The sequence below is a fragment of the Bacteroides acidifaciens genome (genome assembly GCF_903181435.1).
Lineage (GTDB): Bacteria > Bacteroidota > Bacteroidia > Bacteroidales > Bacteroidaceae > Bacteroides.
The window spans coordinates 2,169,202-2,185,572 of sequence record NZ_CAEUHO010000001.1 but is presented as its reverse complement, the minus strand read 5'-3'; the positions used below and the strand labels follow the sequence as shown (position 1 = coordinate 2,185,572).

15 protein-coding genes and 1 pseudogene are annotated in these 16,371 nt (G+C 36.9%); 11 read left to right on the top strand and 5 right to left on the bottom strand.

The window, feature by feature from the left end; all coding sequences use genetic code 11:
* Positions 1-27: 27 nt before the first annotated feature.
* Positions 28-429 carry an FKBP-type peptidyl-prolyl cis-trans isomerase gene (locus CLIN57ABFB40_RS09245; protein ID WP_175629813.1) on the top strand — a complete coding sequence of 134 codons (402 nt, stop codon included), beginning with the start codon at positions 28-30 and terminating at the stop codon, positions 427-429.
* A 317-nt stretch (positions 430-746) separates the two neighbouring features.
* On the opposite strand, the gene CLIN57ABFB40_RS09240 is transcribed toward CLIN57ABFB40_RS09245, so the two are convergent.
* From CLIN57ABFB40_RS09240 to CLIN57ABFB40_RS09225, 4 genes are all read right to left on the bottom strand, one after another.
* Positions 747-1,085: a DUF86 domain-containing protein gene (locus tag CLIN57ABFB40_RS09240; protein WP_121766711.1), complete on the bottom strand. Its 339-nt coding sequence runs from the start codon at positions 1,083-1,085 to the stop codon at positions 747-749.
* Positions 1,078-1,377, bottom strand: a complete 300-nt coding sequence (locus CLIN57ABFB40_RS09235) for a nucleotidyltransferase family protein (protein ID WP_008021707.1) — start codon at positions 1,375-1,377, stop codon at positions 1,078-1,080. Before CLIN57ABFB40_RS09235 ends, CLIN57ABFB40_RS09240 begins: the two co-directional genes overlap by 8 nt.
* 306 nt (positions 1,378-1,683) lie before the next feature.
* Positions 1,684-2,694, bottom strand: a complete 1,011-nt coding sequence (locus CLIN57ABFB40_RS09230) for a GGGtGRT protein (RefSeq protein ID WP_004315991.1) — start codon at positions 2,692-2,694, stop codon at positions 1,684-1,686.
* Between the two features lie 19 nt (positions 2,695-2,713).
* Positions 2,714-3,415, bottom strand: coding sequence for an iron-sulfur cluster assembly scaffold protein (locus CLIN57ABFB40_RS09225; RefSeq protein WP_004296942.1), 702 nt, complete (start codon positions 3,413-3,415; stop codon positions 2,714-2,716).
* A gap of 516 nt (positions 3,416-3,931) precedes the next feature.
* Between CLIN57ABFB40_RS09225 and CLIN57ABFB40_RS09220 the strand changes: the two genes are divergently transcribed.
* Positions 3,932-5,137, top strand: a complete 1,206-nt coding sequence (locus tag CLIN57ABFB40_RS09220; protein ID WP_175628958.1) for an IS256 family transposase — start codon at positions 3,932-3,934, stop codon at positions 5,135-5,137.
* A 679-nt stretch (positions 5,138-5,816) separates the two neighbouring features.
* On the opposite strand, the gene CLIN57ABFB40_RS09215 is transcribed toward CLIN57ABFB40_RS09220, so the two are convergent.
* On the bottom strand, positions 5,817-6,542 hold the full coding sequence (locus tag CLIN57ABFB40_RS09215; RefSeq protein WP_175629812.1) for a DUF3828 domain-containing protein: 726 nt from the start codon (positions 6,540-6,542) through the stop codon (positions 5,817-5,819).
* A 931-nt stretch (positions 6,543-7,473) separates the two neighbouring features.
* Here CLIN57ABFB40_RS09215 and CLIN57ABFB40_RS09210 point away from each other — a divergent pair.
* The 9 genes and pseudogenes from CLIN57ABFB40_RS09210 to CLIN57ABFB40_RS20240 all read left to right on the top strand — a co-directional run.
* The gene (locus CLIN57ABFB40_RS09210) at positions 7,474-7,974 is read left to right on the top strand and encodes a DMP19 family protein (RefSeq protein ID WP_175629811.1); all 501 of its coding nucleotides are present in this window, start codon (positions 7,474-7,476) and stop codon (positions 7,972-7,974) included.
* A gap of 4 nt (positions 7,975-7,978) precedes the next feature.
* Complete coding sequence (locus CLIN57ABFB40_RS09205; protein WP_175629810.1) at positions 7,979-9,718, top strand: tetratricopeptide repeat protein; 1,740 nt, start codon at positions 7,979-7,981, stop codon at positions 9,716-9,718.
* Positions 9,719-9,905: 187 nt separating this feature from the next.
* Complete coding sequence (locus CLIN57ABFB40_RS09200; protein WP_175629809.1) at positions 9,906-10,289, top strand: DUF3244 domain-containing protein; 384 nt, start codon at positions 9,906-9,908, stop codon at positions 10,287-10,289.
* Between the two features lie 55 nt (positions 10,290-10,344).
* A complete protein-coding gene (locus CLIN57ABFB40_RS09195; RefSeq protein ID WP_175629808.1) occupies positions 10,345-11,493 on the top strand; it encodes a hypothetical protein in 1,149 nt (382 codons plus the stop codon).
* Positions 11,494-11,692: 199 nt separating this feature from the next.
* Positions 11,693-12,469 (top strand): hypothetical protein, encoded by a 777-nt coding sequence (locus tag CLIN57ABFB40_RS09190; RefSeq protein WP_254871729.1) that lies wholly within the window; start codon positions 11,693-11,695, stop codon positions 12,467-12,469.
* Between the two features lie 38 nt (positions 12,470-12,507).
* Positions 12,508-13,053 (top strand): Yip1 family protein, encoded by a 546-nt coding sequence (locus CLIN57ABFB40_RS09185; RefSeq protein ID WP_175629807.1) that lies wholly within the window; start codon positions 12,508-12,510, stop codon positions 13,051-13,053.
* Between the two features lie 9 nt (positions 13,054-13,062).
* Entirely contained in the window at positions 13,063-13,515 is a 453-nt protein-coding gene (gene smpB, locus CLIN57ABFB40_RS09180; protein WP_007754410.1) for an SsrA-binding protein, read from the top strand.
* 13 nt (positions 13,516-13,528) lie between these two features.
* Entirely contained in the window at positions 13,529-16,276 is a 2,748-nt protein-coding gene (gene metH / locus CLIN57ABFB40_RS09175) for a methionine synthase (protein WP_175629806.1), read from the top strand.
* Positions 16,267-16,362: pseudogene (locus tag CLIN57ABFB40_RS20240) on the top strand (nitroreductase family protein); the annotation flags it as partial. The gene metH and the pseudogene CLIN57ABFB40_RS20240, both read left to right, overlap by 10 nt.
* Between the last annotated feature and the right edge of the window lie 9 nt (positions 16,363-16,371).

Below are 16,371 nucleotides of genomic sequence, written 5' to 3'. Positions count from 1 at the left end.
TTTTTGTACGCTCTAATAAAATTGTTTATGGGAAAAAAGAAAGAATATAAAGAGGCTAACCGACGATTTCTGAAAAGACTATCTTCTCAAGAAGGTATTTTTGCGTTGCCGTGTGGTATCTATTATAAAGTATTGGAGACGGGTGAAGGAACTGTTTCTCCGGGACCACGCAGCATTGTTACCGTGCATTACAAGGGAAGTCTGATTGACGGGCGGATATTTGATAATTCTTATGAGCGTACCTGTCCGGATGCTTTGCGTCTTAGTGATGTAATAGAAGGTTGGCAGGTGGCACTTCAGAAAATGCACGTTGGGGATAAGTGGATAATCTATATACCTTATACAATGGGATATGGTATTAAAGCTGTTGATTCTATTCCCGCTTACTCGACATTGATATTCGAAGTGGAACTATTGGCTGTCGCCTAGGGATGGACTTTCTGAACAGTTAAAGACAAGGATATTTCTCTTTAGTAGCACTAAGGTGTGTGTATTATAATTTAAGAAAGTCAGTAGCATTGTTTTATAATGGTTGATTATTCTATATAAACAACTTGATTGCCATTATAGTTCTTAAACGATTGGGTGAGATTGGTGCATTATGAAAAAGGGCTGGATGCTGAGGCGTAATAAAATAGTAATGATATACCATCCTATTTCATAATTCTGTTCTGATTGTGATTGCAGGGTCTAATACGACTACTTGTAAGAAAACAGAAAAAGTGGTCGCGAATAAGTCGCAAACCTTATATATTTAGCAATGCTATTACTTCATTTCTTAGTTTTGGTAAATGATTAATAACCATACTCCAAAGTATATCTACTGATAGGCTGTCATAACCATGTATGATATAGTTTCTAGCATCAACAATTTTGCGAGAATTGGTTATGGCTATATCTTTATCAACTTTTAGTATTCTATTCATAGCTTCACCAATAATTTCTATGTTTCTTTCAACGGCTCGTCTAAGGCATAGGTTACTATAGAAGTCATCATAAACTTTAGGAGCATTGCCGAAGAAACTTTCTACTTCTTCAATGGCAGTTAGAATATCTTGCAAGTGTTTCTTTATTAATTCATCCATAGATTAAAGTTTTAGTTGCATCCACATTCTTCTTCAAATATGGATTCTTAATAGTCTGTTCTTCCAGTAAGTCTACTTTTCTGCCAAACAAATTTTCTAAAGCATATTTGAAATCAAAGAAATTATCAAAGTAATCGCTTACTTCTGCCTTATTAAAATCGACAACTAAATCAACATCGCTGTTGTCATTAAAACGACTCGTAAGAACAGAACCAAAGACAAATAATTTATGTACCTTATGTTTTTTGCATAGGTCAATTATCTTTTGGATATTATTTTCAATCAGCTTCATAGGTGTATCTCCTTTCAATGCAAAGATAATTAATAACTCTTACTTTAACAAGGTATCATTAGGGATAGTTGTATTAATACTCTACTTTTTTGCATTGGACTAATAAATACTTTCTTTTTTAGTTTAAAGTAGTATCTATATCCATCTTAGTAAAGTGAAATCAGTATTAGGTAGGAATACAAAACTAAACTATATTAGAAAGGTAGGAGAGAGGTAAATCAGCAGTTCAACCTATGAACATACTGAAAATAAAAATCCCCATAACCTTATCAGTTACAGGGATTTACTATATGGTAATTATTTAAATTACTTGCTCAAAGCCTGAGCTACGTCAACAGCGCAAGCCACTGTACAACCTACCATAGGATTGTTACCAATTCCCAGGAATCCCATCATTTCTACGTGAGCAGGAACTGATGAAGAACCAGCGAACTGAGCATCTGAGTGCATACGACCCATTGTGTCTGTCATACCGTATGAAGCAGGACCTGCAGCCATGTTATCCGGGTGAAGAGTACGGCCTGTACCACCACCGGAAGCTACAGAGAAATATGGTTTACCAGCAAGAACACGTTCTTTCTTGTAAGTACCTGCAACTGGATGTTGGAAACGAGTCGGGTTAGTAGAGTTACCTGTGATAGATACGTCTACACCTTCTTTCCACATGATAGCTACACCTTCGCGAACGTCGTCAGCACCATAACATTTTACTTTTGCACGAGGACCGTCAGAGTAAGCGATTTCACGAACAACTTTCAGTTCACCTGTAAAGTAATCGAATTGAGTCTGAACGTATGTAAAGCCGTTGATACGAGAGATGATCTGAGCAGCGTCTTTTCCAAGACCGTTCAAGATACAACGCAACGGTTCTTTACGTACTTTGTCTGCTTTAGCAGCGATTTTGATAGCACCTTCAGCAGCAGCGAAAGATTCGTGACCTGCCAAGAAAGCGAAACATTTAGTTTCTTCACGCAGCAACATAGCAGCAAGGTTACCATGGCCGATACCAACCTTACGGTCGTCAGCTACAGAACCCGGGATGCAGAATGCTTGCAGACCGATACCGATAGCCTCGGCAGCTTCAGCAGCGTTTGTGCAACCTTTTTTAATAGCAATGGCAGTACCTACAACATAAGCCCATTTTGCATTTTCAAAACAGATAGGCTGAGTTTCTTCACACGTTTTATAAGGATCAAGTCCATGAGCTTCACAGATAGCGTTCGCTTCTTCGATATCTTTGATGCCGTTAGCGTTCAAAGCAGCGATAATCTGTTTGATACGACGGTCTTGGCTTTCGAATTTTACTTCTCTAATCATTGTTTCTTTCCTCCTTATATTATTCGTGACGTGGATCAATAGATTTAACTGCTCCCTGTTCTGCTGTTACGCGTCCGTAAGTACCTGTAACTTTCTTCAAAGCTTCGTTAGCATCAGTACCCTTCTTGATTTCGTCCATGAACTTACCCATGTGTACGAATTCGTATCCGCAGATTTCGTCGTTCTTGTCCAAGAAGATTTGTTTGATATAACCTTCTGCCATTTCAAGGTAGCGAGGACCTTTAGCCAAAGTACCATAAAGAGTACCTACCTGGCTACGCAGACCTTTACCCAAGTCTTCCAAACCTGCACCGATAATCAAACCACCTTCAGAGAAAGCTGATTGAGTACGTCCGTATACGATTTGCAAGAAAAGTTCGCGCATTGCAGTGTTGATAGCATCGCAAACAAGGTCAGTGTTTAATGCTTCAAGAACTGTTTTACCCGGAAGGATTTCAGAAGCCATAGCAGCTGAGTGAGTCATACCAGAGCAACCGATTGTTTCGATCAAGGCTTCCTGGATGATACCTTCTTTAACGTTCAGTGTCAGTTTACAAGCACCTTGTTGAGGAGCGCACCAACCGATACCGTGTGTCAAACCAGAAATATCAACGATTTCTTTAGATTTTACCCATTTGCCTTCTTCGGGTATGGGAGCCGGTCCGTGGTTAGGACCCTTCTTTACAACACACATGTGTTCCACTTCGTGTGAATAAGTCATAATTAGCTCTTTTTTTAAGTGATATAATTAAAAATACGTAGTTACGATTCTCTAAATCGCCCACAAAGGTAGTCGATTTATTTGTTTCTGCAAATCGCCTTTTATTACTTTTTTGTGAAAAGAGACAAATCTGTTTACGTTTTTTCGCCGTTTGTAAAGTCGGGATTGCATTTGCGGAAGATTGAGGGTGACGAACTATCTATTTGCTGCTTTGTTATTAATTAGAAAACGAAAATTTGTGGAGTTGAATCAATAGATATACCTTAATTAAACAGGTGTGTATTTAGAAGTGCGGTTACATGTATAGAATTAGGGAGCGGATAAACTAGGGGGAGATGGATAATCTCGCTAAAAGCTTATATTATTCAGTTCAAAAAGTGTAGTCATGAGTGCATTAATTATAAGCAATCGGGAGTCTGTGCAAGGGACTATCCATCTAATTGTGTAAATAGAAAACTACGGGATTTTTCTCATAGTTTTTTTATTTATGTATTAACTTTGTAAAAATCAGATTTTATGGACATTCCTAAAGAATTTTTAAGTAAAGAGTTTCTGTCCCAGTTTAAGACAGGCGAAGATGTGACTGCTTTCATGAAAGAGCTTCATACTCGTGTTTATGAACAAATGCTGGAAGCAGAGATGGATAACCATTTAGGTTATGAAAAACACTCCAATCAAGGCGATCATAGTGGCAACTCCCGCAATGGTAGTTATAGGAAGCAGATTCAAACCGAGATGGGTAAATCTGTTATTCAGGTTCCTCGTGATCGGAAAGGAGAATTTGAGCCTATTGTTGTTCCCAAGCATCAATCCCGCGGCTTATCAATCGAGCGTCTTGTCATCTCTCTTTATGCCAAAGGTATGAGCGTCGCTGATATTGAGTCGGAAATGCAGGAAATATACGGCATTAACCTTTCCACCTCCGCTATCTCCATTATCACCAATAAAGTTAGCCAGGCTGCAACAGAGTGGCAGAATCGTCCTTTGGACAGTTTATATATGATTGTCTGGATGGATGGTATCGTATTCAAAGTCAGAGAAAACGGCAAAGTGATCAACAAGACTGTTTACCTATGTGTAGGTCTGAATAAGGAAGGTTTGAAAGAAGTATTGGGTATGTGGATTGGCAAAAATGAGAGTGCCGCTTTCTGGATGGGCGTTTTAACGGATCTCAAAGCCCGTGGTGTAGAAGACATTCTGATTACAGTTACTGATAACCTGAATGGATTTACGGAAACCATCAAGAGTGTATTTCCTGCCTCTACTACTCAAATATGTGTGGTACACCAAATTAGAAACTCCTGTCGCTATGTCGTCTGGAAAGAAAAAAAGGAATTCACTGCCGATTTAAAGAACATCTATAATGCACCTACTAAAGAAGCAGCTGAGATGGAGTTGGATAACTTTGAGCAAAAATGGGGTGCTAAATATCCATATGCGATACGCTCATGGAGAAATAATTGGGAAGAACTGACCGTGTTCTTTGATTTCCCCGTCGAGATTAGAAAGATTATCTATACCACTAATCTTATTGAAAATCTAAATGGGAAAATTAGAAAGTACACCAAAAATAAGCTATCATTTCCAAATGATGATGCACTGAAAAAATCTGTCTATTTGGCCATTAACGAAATTGAAAAGAAATGGTACCAACCTATTTGGAATTGGGCATTGATATTTAACCAATTTATTACTATATTTGAAAACAGGATTCAAGTATAAAACCCGAATCCTGAAGTTTTCTATTTACACAAAATTGTGGACAGTGCCCTGTGCAAAAACTATTTTTGGAAGACTGCTCCTCTTAAGTTCCCACTTTTCCTTTAATATTTTCTACTGTGTTTTCATAAGCTATTCCATTATTGCAGTAATTTTTTTTGCATACCTTTTTACAGTCTCTTTTTTCATTACATTGATTTGAGAAATATTGTATAACCCATTTGGATCTATCGCTTCAAGAAAAAGAATATCATAAATGGTTCTCATAAAATTTAAAAAAAACTACATTGAAGTAGCTTGGAGACACAACTCAATTTTGAGAAATAAGCAATAGCAAATATTTGTGAGATATTTCTACGATTTACCACAGGATTTATCATACTAAAAGATATATGTTTTCCCCATAGCTCAGAGTAAAATTGCATTAAATGATTAAATAGAACTTTTCCACCGAATGGTAAGCCTTCATGAAATAAAGTTTTATAAGGAAATGAAAAATGAATTCCATATTCCAAAGCTTCTTCAAGAATATCGCTAAATTGTTACTATTCGAATCTATACTTATTCATAAAATAAGAGACTTAGCAACTTTGCAGACTAAATTGTGAATACTTTAAGAATTGGCACAAGCAACATTCTCAAACAAAAAAGATTATAATTTATTTGAGAATGTTTCTTCTGCTTATAATGATATTTTATCAATTAAATATCTATTGTTTTGTTTTTTAATAGTAATAATTATTTTATAAGTTTTACTTCCTGCCTGATAAGTGATTTGAAAGACATTATCTCCCAATTGGTTAAGTTTAAAACTTTTACACCACATACAGTCGAAATCAAAGTTATTAATCAAGAGATCATATCCATTAAAACCATCCTTTTGATTTTCTAATTCTGCTTTCTCAAATTGTTCCAAGGCTGTATGTGACAAATTAGATAAACGCAAAGTTGATAGTTTCGCATTTACATCTTTATACATAGCACAATATGATGCAATATAAACTTTGTAAAAACTTTCTGCAAATGACTTTCCTGAAGTCTCATCTATTTTACACGCTTTCATATTCTCACAATTAGACAGCAGCTCATCTCCATATTGATCTCCATTCTGAACAGGCGTAATATATGCTATCTTACACTTCTCATCCACATTTTCCACTTTTAATGGAATTTTAATCATGGTAGTACTATCTTTTTCATTCCAAAGATAACTTACCATATACCAGTTGTCTGTAATATTTTTTACATTTAAAGTTCTAATAGCATCACTGTTTACATCTTGTGAACGTATTATTGGATCAACACTACTTATATTTATCATTCTTTGAACTTTTGTTAATAGTCCATCGGTTAAACACCTTTCACATAAAGCTCTATTCTTTGAATTATCATTTAAAAGATTCATCATATAGCTCGTATAAAACGTTTTAATTTCATCTAAGCATGCGCATGAGCAGATTGTGCTAAAGCACAACGAAAGAATAGATATAAATAAAAATCTTTTCATTATTTTCTTGTTATCAAATTTGTATTATCGTCTCCATATTGTATAATCCGGATTTTCTCTATGTGCACTTCCATCAATCATTATCAATGTTATCATTAACACTATATTCTCCAACAATCTTCCGAGATTCAAGAATATCTATAGAAGGAATACTCAGTTCTAAATTTTTCAAATTCTTTTTCATAAGCATTATTTGTAGTTGGTATTTTATTTAAATTAGCAGATACCTTTCTAATATATAGAAATATATTCTAAATGACAATATCATTTTAAAAGATAGTCTATGTAAAATTTTGATATTGTGCCTTTTTAATATTATCATTTATTGTTATACAACGTAAAATTACACATTATTTCATTTTTAACCAAGTTAATTGTTTGAACATAAACAATAATTAACGTTGTAAGCTAAGTTAGTAACCATTCAGTTGGAAGAACTTATCGGTCAACTTCAGTCGTCCTGTCAGCCGACTTAGGTCGGCTGACAGGACGACTGAAGTTGACTACTTAGCCGACTGGAGTCGGCTATTATTGAACAAACATTTTCTATTCGGGATATATACACTATTTGCCTGTTTCTATACTATGGCAAATAGCAGTTCTCACTGTATTGTTAGACTGTAAAATACATACCTTGTGAAGAGGTGAATAGAGGTGAACACTGTATTTTATATGAATTGTTCACCGGAAACGTCTGAAAATGAGATGATATGGACCGTGTGAAGAACGTGAAGAACGGATGATGAAATTAAGATTGGCAAGATTATGGGGGGATTATTACTGGATGTAGAATAAAATTCGTAGCTTTGCTGCATTATTTATAAAGAAGATTATGATTGAAGTTGTAGAATCAGCTTTACAAAAGGCTGCGGGTGAAGGAATGGATGAATTTATCCAGGCGTTTACAGATAAATATAAAGAGGTAATCGGCGGTGAACTGACCGCGGAGACGATGCCTTTGTTAACGGGAGAACAACATTCTTTGCTAGCTTATCAGATATTTCGTGATGAGGTGATGGCAGGGGGATTCTGCCAATTGATTCAGAACGGTTATGGCGGGTATATCTTTGATAATCCGTTTGCAAAAGTGATGCGTTTGTGGGGGGCGGAAGAATTTTCGAAGTTAATCTATAAGGCAAAGAAAATATTTGATGCCAACCGGAAAGACTTGGAGAAAGAACGGACGGACGATGAATTTATGGCCATGTATGAGCAGTACGAAGCTTTTGATGAGCTGGAAGAGACTTATTTGGAGACGGAAGAACAGGTTACGGCATTGATTGCAAGTTATGTAGATGACCATTTGGAACTTTTTGCAAAAATAATAAAGTAGTATTTTGACAAAACTGACAGTTAGGATCTTGATAGGAGTATTATTATCGTATGTATTTCTAGTAAGTTCTTGTTATAAAAAGAAAGGTGTTATTTCTTCTTTTTCCTTTTCTTTATCAGAAGCGGAATCACTAATTCTAACTTATCCTGATTCTGCTTTATCCTTGTTAGAGAATTTAAATCCTAATAATGAGGATATTTCATTAAAAGCAAGATATGCTTTACTCTTGACTCAAGCTGAAGATAAAAATTATATTTTACATGTGGATGATTCGTTGATAAATATAGCTGTGAGTTATTATGATTCTGTCAGCAATGTGGAACAGGCGGTAAAGGCTCATTATTATTTGGGAAGAGTTTATCAAGATATGCAAAATGAAGCGGCGGCTGTAAATGAATATTTTATTGCATTACATTGGGCAGAGCAGAGTGGAAAAAATGAAATGCTTTGTTTGCTTTATGGAAATTTAGGACAAATATACTTTCAGCAGGACTTATTAGCTAAGGCAGACTCCTTATTTATGCTTTCTGAAAGTATAGCTATACAGAAGAATGATTCTTTTAATTTATGCATGGGATTGGTTGCACGTGGTAATATTTATTTGCGGAAAAAAGAATATTCTAATTCCATGGAGTCTTTTGAACGTGCTTTGGCTATTGCTAGGAGCATGCACAACGCAAATGCGCAGGAAATAGTGTTTAATTCCATGGCGGCTTTTTATGCATCGATAGATTATCCGGAGAAAACGATTGAATATACTCAAAAGGGGTTGTTGTATAAGACTGATTCTTTAGATTCTGCAAGATTATATTTGTTGGAAGGTACTGCTTTAGTTCAACTTGCGAGCTATGATTCTGCAAAAATTAGTGTTTCTAAAAGCTTAATTACGAATGATTTATCAACAAAGGCTGCTGCATATTTACTGTTGGCAGATATTGAAAAAAGACAAGGAAATTTGAATAAAGCCCTTTCTTTTCATGATATGTATATTGAATGTCTTGATTCTATGGATGTAATGGAGACTAGAACTCGAAGTGCTATTTCTAAAGGTGATAGATTGTTATATACAGAAAGATATCAAAGACTTTTGAGTAGTTATCAATTTTATATCTATGGTCTTTTACTGTTTCTTCTTTTGTTAATTATTTATTGGGTTAATAAGCGATATAGATATTCTAATAAGATTCATACATTGACATTAAAGAAGGATTCTCTAGAATGTCAGTTGAAAGCCTTCTCTGTGATACAGGAAGATTTGCGAAAAAAAGAGCAGGAATTAAAACTTCTTCAAGAATTTGTAGGTACAGCAGAAGAAGATAAAGCAAAATTGTATTGTTTAACGAATCAGGTGAATACCTTAAAAAAAGAAAATCAAGACTTCTTCATGAAGTTATTAGAGGGTACTAAAAGTTATAAGTTATTACTGCACTTGGTTCAAAAGAAAAAAGAAAACTATAAATATAGAGAGTCCTTTTCCGAAAAAGATTGGAATTTATTATTGCAAGATATTAATTACTTTTCTTATGGTTTTGTTGACCGGCTGAAATTGCGAATGCCATTGTTGTCTAAAAATGATGTGCGTTTTTGTTGTCTGTTTAAAATCAGAATTAGCTATGTAGATATGGCTTTGGTTTTTGATAGAACATTGGATGCTATGTATAAAAAACGTAATGCTATTCTTTTGAATAAACTTTCAAATATGTCAAATTCTTCTTCTTTTGAAGAATTAATTGATTCTATTTGATATGTATTTGGGGATAATTATGATTGTTGTTAATATATAAATAGCTTTCTCTTGGATAAATCGTTGATTGATAGATGTTTTCTTAAATGTAATAATCTCGGTTTTTAACAAAAAGCTCTTGTGGTTTTTTTTTGTTATTGCAAATCTTGTTCATACATTTGAGGTGTCGAATCAACTTAATAAAACAATGAGAAAATTATCGTTATTATTTATTCTTTTATTTCTATTGTCGGGTTTGGTTGGTGCAGGAAATTGTCTGCAACAATCGAACGGAAAGAGAAAAGTATCTATAAAAAGTACTACTGGTGTTCCTGTATTTCGTTCCCCTGTCTACTCACCTGTACAGGTCTTTATTTATGGTAATGTTCTAATGATTGATTTTCGAGAGTCAATAAAGGATGTACTTGTGAAAATTGAGAGCATTGAAACGAATGAAATTATTCTATTAAAATCTTATGATGTTCAAGTAGGAACTGTAATTAATGTTCCTATATACGAAAGTGGAATATTTCAAATAAGTTTTAGTGCGGATGTTTACCGAGGATATGGGGAATTTATGATTTATGAGTGATGGAGTTCAAAAGGTTTAAGATGTATCTATTGTTTTACCTAAAAATATTACTGTTATGAAAAAGATTATGTTTTTATTTGTATGTATTTTATCTTTTGTTTCATGTGAACAAGAGGATGTTTGGTCTGAACTTCAAGTTGAAGGTGATGTGAATGAGTCACCTTTAACAAGGAGTGCTAATGGTGTTCCTGCTGCAATAGATCAGTTGAATGGTATACCGGTTAATATAAAATCAATGATTAATAACAAATATTTAAGTGCAGAAGCTAAAGGAACAAGTATCTATTTAGCAGCAAGTGATGATGGTAGCTTACGTCAGCGCTGGAATATTGAACTGAAACATAACAACATATGGCATGCTTATATAAATCTTATTGGGGGAAATAGTACTTATCCCAATGGAGAACTTGTAGTTTATACGGATCGTCGTGTTGCATTAGATAAAAAATTAGGGATTATTTCTAATATAAATGTAGTACCATCAGGGGATGGGGTGACTTATAATATTTTAACTATAGGCGAAGTGATAAATAATCCTCCCTCTTTTCCTGTGACTATTCCTTATTATATACAACCTAACAGTGCAAGTAGTACTAGTGTTACAGCTGCCAAAGGAGACAATAAAGGAGACCTTATTAAGTGGCAAATTATACCAGTTGATGAGTTTAGAGTTGAAGAAATTACTTATGATTTAACAACGAATGATCAATTGACTGTTATTCCTACCCAAATAGCTAATAAAATATTTGTAAATGACACCGATATACCAGCTACAAGGGTGATTAGTTTTCAAGAAACAATAACGAATGAATCAAGTTTCTCGGAAACCGAAGGGTTAAGAGTTAATGTTTCAACATCAGCTTCAGCCAAAATAGGGATAGCTAGTTTTTTTGAGGGTAGTTTCAGTGGAGAAGTGAGCAATGAAAAGTCATGGAGTTATACAGTAGGAGGTAAGGAGACTAAATCTTATACAATATCTGAATCTATAACTCAAGAGGTTCCACCTAGAACAACAATTAAGGCGGAACTGATTGCTACTAAATATGATGCTGATTTAACATACGTTGCAAAAATGTATGGTATAAATACAGGAAAAACGATTTATTTGAAAGGAAAATGGAAAGGTGCTGTAGTTCAGGAGTCTAAAATTGTCTTGACTCAAGAAAATAAGGTTTTGAAAACAATAAAAGTTATTCCTAAATAACTAATTAGGTACCTTTAATTCACAATGTATTAGGGGTACCTTTATCTTTGTTTATAGGGTGAACCATTTTTTATGCCAAATTATTATTTGTTTTTTTCGATAAATGAAAAGAAGAAATAAAATCTGATGCAGTATTTTTTAAGTCTTTGCATTTAGTAGATATGAATTATAATTTATATCTTTGTAAAATCTAAAAAATATGTTTATGAAACAGATGAATTTTTTCTTGGTGGCTTTGATGGCCGTGGTGATGGGTATGTCGGTTACTTCTTGTATGAATGGAGATAATGAATCTGCTTATGATTTAGGAGTATATGCTAGCGTTGTTGATGATATTACTTCTGTCTGCTTGTTGGGTGACGACGGCAACATTTATTATCCAGAGAATCCGGGGGCTTTAAAGGCGAATGGTGAAACAACTTATCCTAAAAGAGTCTTTGTATATTTAAAGTATTTGGAAGGGGTAACTGCTGCTAGTGAGAAGAAGAATGTGACAATTGTACAATATGCTCCTTTGTACACTCGTTCTTTGTGTATGCAGCCAGATACTATTAAAAATGATATTCCATTAGCAAGATTATCTGATTTTGGAGTGCTAAATGCAACAACTGTCAATATGTTTAGTAATGTTCCTGCTTATTGTAATGTTGCTTTTAGTATTTGTATTGATAACTCATCGGCAATAGTTGATTTGGTACCTGTAACTGCAAGTGGAAATGAATTAACTGTGAAATTGCAACAAACTGTAGGAAATAAAGATGCATCGTATGAAACTCAAGGATATGCAAGTTTTAGTATCCCCTCTGTTACTGAGATAAATGCCGCTTTAGCGCTTGTTCCTAAAAGTGATCCTGATGCAGAAACTCCTACTTTAACTGCTAATGAGGGGAAAATTAGGATTAAAGTTATAGGAGTTGGTAAGAATAACCAAACATATACACTTTCTTCTAAGGAAGCAAAGATTAGTAATTATTGATTGGACAATTGAACTACAAAGAACTATTTAACATAGCAATGAAATTAATTTCCTCTCCGGCCAAGGCTTGGGAGGAAATTTCTATGGAAGAGGATAGGCGAAAAGTATATATGGCTTTTGTCTATCCTATGATTGGTTTATGCGGTCTGTCCGTGTTCATCGGTTCATTACTGACGAATGGATGGGGAGGTCCGCAAAGTTTCCAGATAGCTATGACCAACTGTTGCGCCGTAGCTGTAGCCCTGTTCGGTGGCTACTTTCTGGCAGCCTATGCCATTAATGAGATGGGGACAAGAATGTTTGGCATGTATAGCAATATGCCGTTGACACAACAATTTGCAGGATATGCGCTTGTTGTACCTTTCTTGCTTCAGATTGTAACCGGACTATTACCTGATTTTAGAATTATTGCTTGGCTATTACAGTTTTACATCGTCTATGTGGTATGGGAAGGAGTTCCTGTGCTGATGGGAGTGGAAGAAAAACAACGATTGAGATACACCCTTTTGTCGTCTGTATTGTTAATACTATGTCCGACGGTGATTCAATTTGTGTTTAATAAACTGACGGCCATACTTAACTAATGTGTGAAGATGAAACAACCCTCTGTAAATATTAAGAATAAACGGGCTACGTTTGATTACGAACTGATAGATACCTATACAGCAGGTATCGTATTGACCGGTACGGAAATCAAATCCATTCGTTTGGGAAAAGCAAGCCTGGTAGATACGTTTTGTTATTTTGCGAAAGGCGAATTATGGGTGAAGAACATGCATATCGCTGAGTACTTCTATGGTTCGTACAATAATCATACGGCACGTAGGGAGAGGAAATTGTTACTCAATAAAAAAGAATTGGAGAAACTCCAGCGGGAGATGAAGAATCCCGGCTTTACGATTGTTCCCGTACGCTTGTTTATCAATGAAAAAGGTTTGGCGAAACTGGTGGTCGCTTTGGCGAAAGGTAAGAAAGAATATGATAAACGGGAATCCATCAAAGAGAAAGACGACCGTAGAGATATGGCAAGAATGTTCAAACGATGACATGGTAGGATAAATGAAGAAGACAATTTCTCAGATCGTATCCGAGCGCATCCTTATCCTGGATGGGGCAATGGGTACAATGATACAACAATATAATCTCACAGAAGAAGATTTTCGTGGTGAACGTTTCGCGCATATTCCCGGACAACTGAAAGGAAATAACGATTTGCTTTGCCTGACCCGCCCCGACGTAATTCAAGATATTCACCGTAAGTATCTCGAAGCAGGTGCGGACATTATCGAAACGAATACATTCAGCTCAACCACAGTCTCTATGGCCGATTATCACGTAGAAGAATATGTACGTGAGATAAATCTTGCCGCTGTAAAACTGGCTCGTGGGCTTGCTGATGAATATACTGCAAAGAATCCCGATAAACCACGTTTTGTAGCCGGTTCCGTAGGGCCAACGAACAAAACCTGTTCCATGAGTCCCGATGTGAACAACCCGGCTTATCGTGCTCTAAGCTACGATGAACTGGCTGCCGCCTATCAGCAACAGATGGAAGCAATGCTTGAGGGCGGGGTAGATGCTATTCTGATTGAAACAATATTTGATACGCTGAATGCGAAAGCGGCTATTTTTGCCGCTGAACAAGCAATGAAAGTGACAGGTGTCAGAGTGCCTGTCATGCTGTCTGTGACTGTCTCCGATATTGGCGGGCGAACCTTGTCCGGACAAACACTGGAAGCATTTCTCGCTTCCGTGCAGCATGCCAATATTTTCTCTGTCGGCTTGAATTGCTCGTTCGGAGCCCGTCAGTTGAAACCCTTCCTCGAACAGTTGGCAGCCCGCGCACCTTATTACATTAGCGCATATCCGAATGCCGGGTTACCGAACAGCCTGGGCAAGTACGACCAGACACCTGCGGATATGGCTCACGAAGTGAAAGAGTATATCGATGAAGGACTAATCAATATAATAGGTGGTTGTTGTGGAACAACAGATGCCTACATTGCCGAATATTCAGCCTTGATAAAAGGTGCAAAACCACATGTTCCGGTTGCAAAACCGGACTGTATGTGGCTTTCCGGTCTTGAACTGCTCGAAGTGAAGCCGGAGATTAATTTTGTAAATGTCGGCGAGCGCTGTAATGTAGCCGGTTCACGTAAGTTCCTTCGTCTGATAAATGAAAAGAAATACGATGAAGCTCTCTCCATAGCCCGTCAGCAAGTAGAAGACGGAGCCTTGGTGATTGATGTCAATATGGACGACGGCTTGTTGGACGCCAAGACCGAGATGACAACTTTCCTGAATCTTATCATGTCCGAACCGGAAATAGCCCGTGTTCCGGTTATGATTGATTCTTCCAAGTGGGAAGTGATTGTTGCCGGATTGAAATGCCTGCAAGGTAAATCCATCGTCAATTCCATTTCTTTGAAGGAAGGAGAAGAAGTGTTTCTCGAACATGCCCGGACTATCAAGCAATACGGAGCTGCTGCCGTTGTCATGGCTTTTGATGAAAAAGGTCAGGCGGATACCGCTGCCCGTAAGATAGAGGTCTGTCAGCGTGCCTATCGCCTTTTGGTTGATAAAGTCAATTTTAATCCTAATGATATTATCTTCGACCCCAATGTGCTTGCCGTAGCTACAGGAATCGAGGAGCATAACAATTATGCCGTAGACTTCATTGAAGCTACCGGATGGATTAAGAAAAATCTTCCCGGCGCACATATCAGCGGTGGGGTAAGTAACCTGTCTTTCTCTTTCCGTGGCAACAACTATATTCGTGAGGCCATGCATGCCGTATTCCTTTATCATGCCATTCAGCAAGGAATGGATATGGGAATTGTGAATCCGGGAACTTCCGTTCTATACAGTGATATTCCGGCTGATGTGCTCGAAAAGATAGAAGATGTTGTTTTGAACCGCCGTCCCGACGCAGCAGAACGTCTTATCGAATTGGCGGAATCTCTGAAAGCAACCATGAGCGGAGCAGCAGGCAAACCGGTTGTCAAACAGGATGCCTGGAGAGAAGAAACCGTTCAGGAACGTTTGAAATATGCCTTGATGAAAGGGATTGGCGATTATCTCGAACAGGATTTGGCAGAAGCCTTGCCACTTTATGATAAGGCGGTAAATGTAATTGAAGGTCCGTTGATGGATGGAATGAACTACGTAGGCGAACTTTTCGGAGCGGGTAAAATGTTTCTTCCACAGGTGGTGAAGACTGCCCGGACAATGAAGAAAGCCGTCGCCATCCTTCAGCCTATTATTGAATCGGAAAAGACAGAAGAAACAACCTCTGCCGGAAAAATATTGCTTGCTACAGTAAAAGGAGACGTGCACGATATCGGAAAGAATATCGTTGCTGTAGTGATGGCTTGCAACGGTTATGAGATAGTTGATTTAGGGGTGATGGTTCCTGCCGAAACAATCGTCCGGCGTGCTATTGAAGAAAAGGTGGATATGATTGGACTGAGCGGCTTGATTACTCCTTCGCTGGAAGAAATGGCTCACGTAGCCCTGGAACTGGAAAAAGCGGGACTGGACATTCCTCTTCTGATTGGGGGGGCCACTACCTCAAAGATGCATACTGCATTGAAGATTGCTCCTGTATATCATGCTCCGGTGGTACACTTGAAAGATGCCTCTTTGAATGCCGGTGTCGCTGCCAGACTGTTGAATCCGCAGATGAAGGTTGAACTGGTGAATGAGTTGAAGAGAGAATACGAGGCACTGCGTGAAAAAAGCGGTTTGATGAAACGTGAGACCGTTTCACTGGAAGAAGCCCAGAAAAATAAGTTGAACCTATTTTAAATATTTCTTTCGGCTATCCGGCTACAAAAGAGAACCCGAAACAGAAATTTGATGAGAAAAAGATACACTATAATCAGTATTGGTAAACAAAAGTT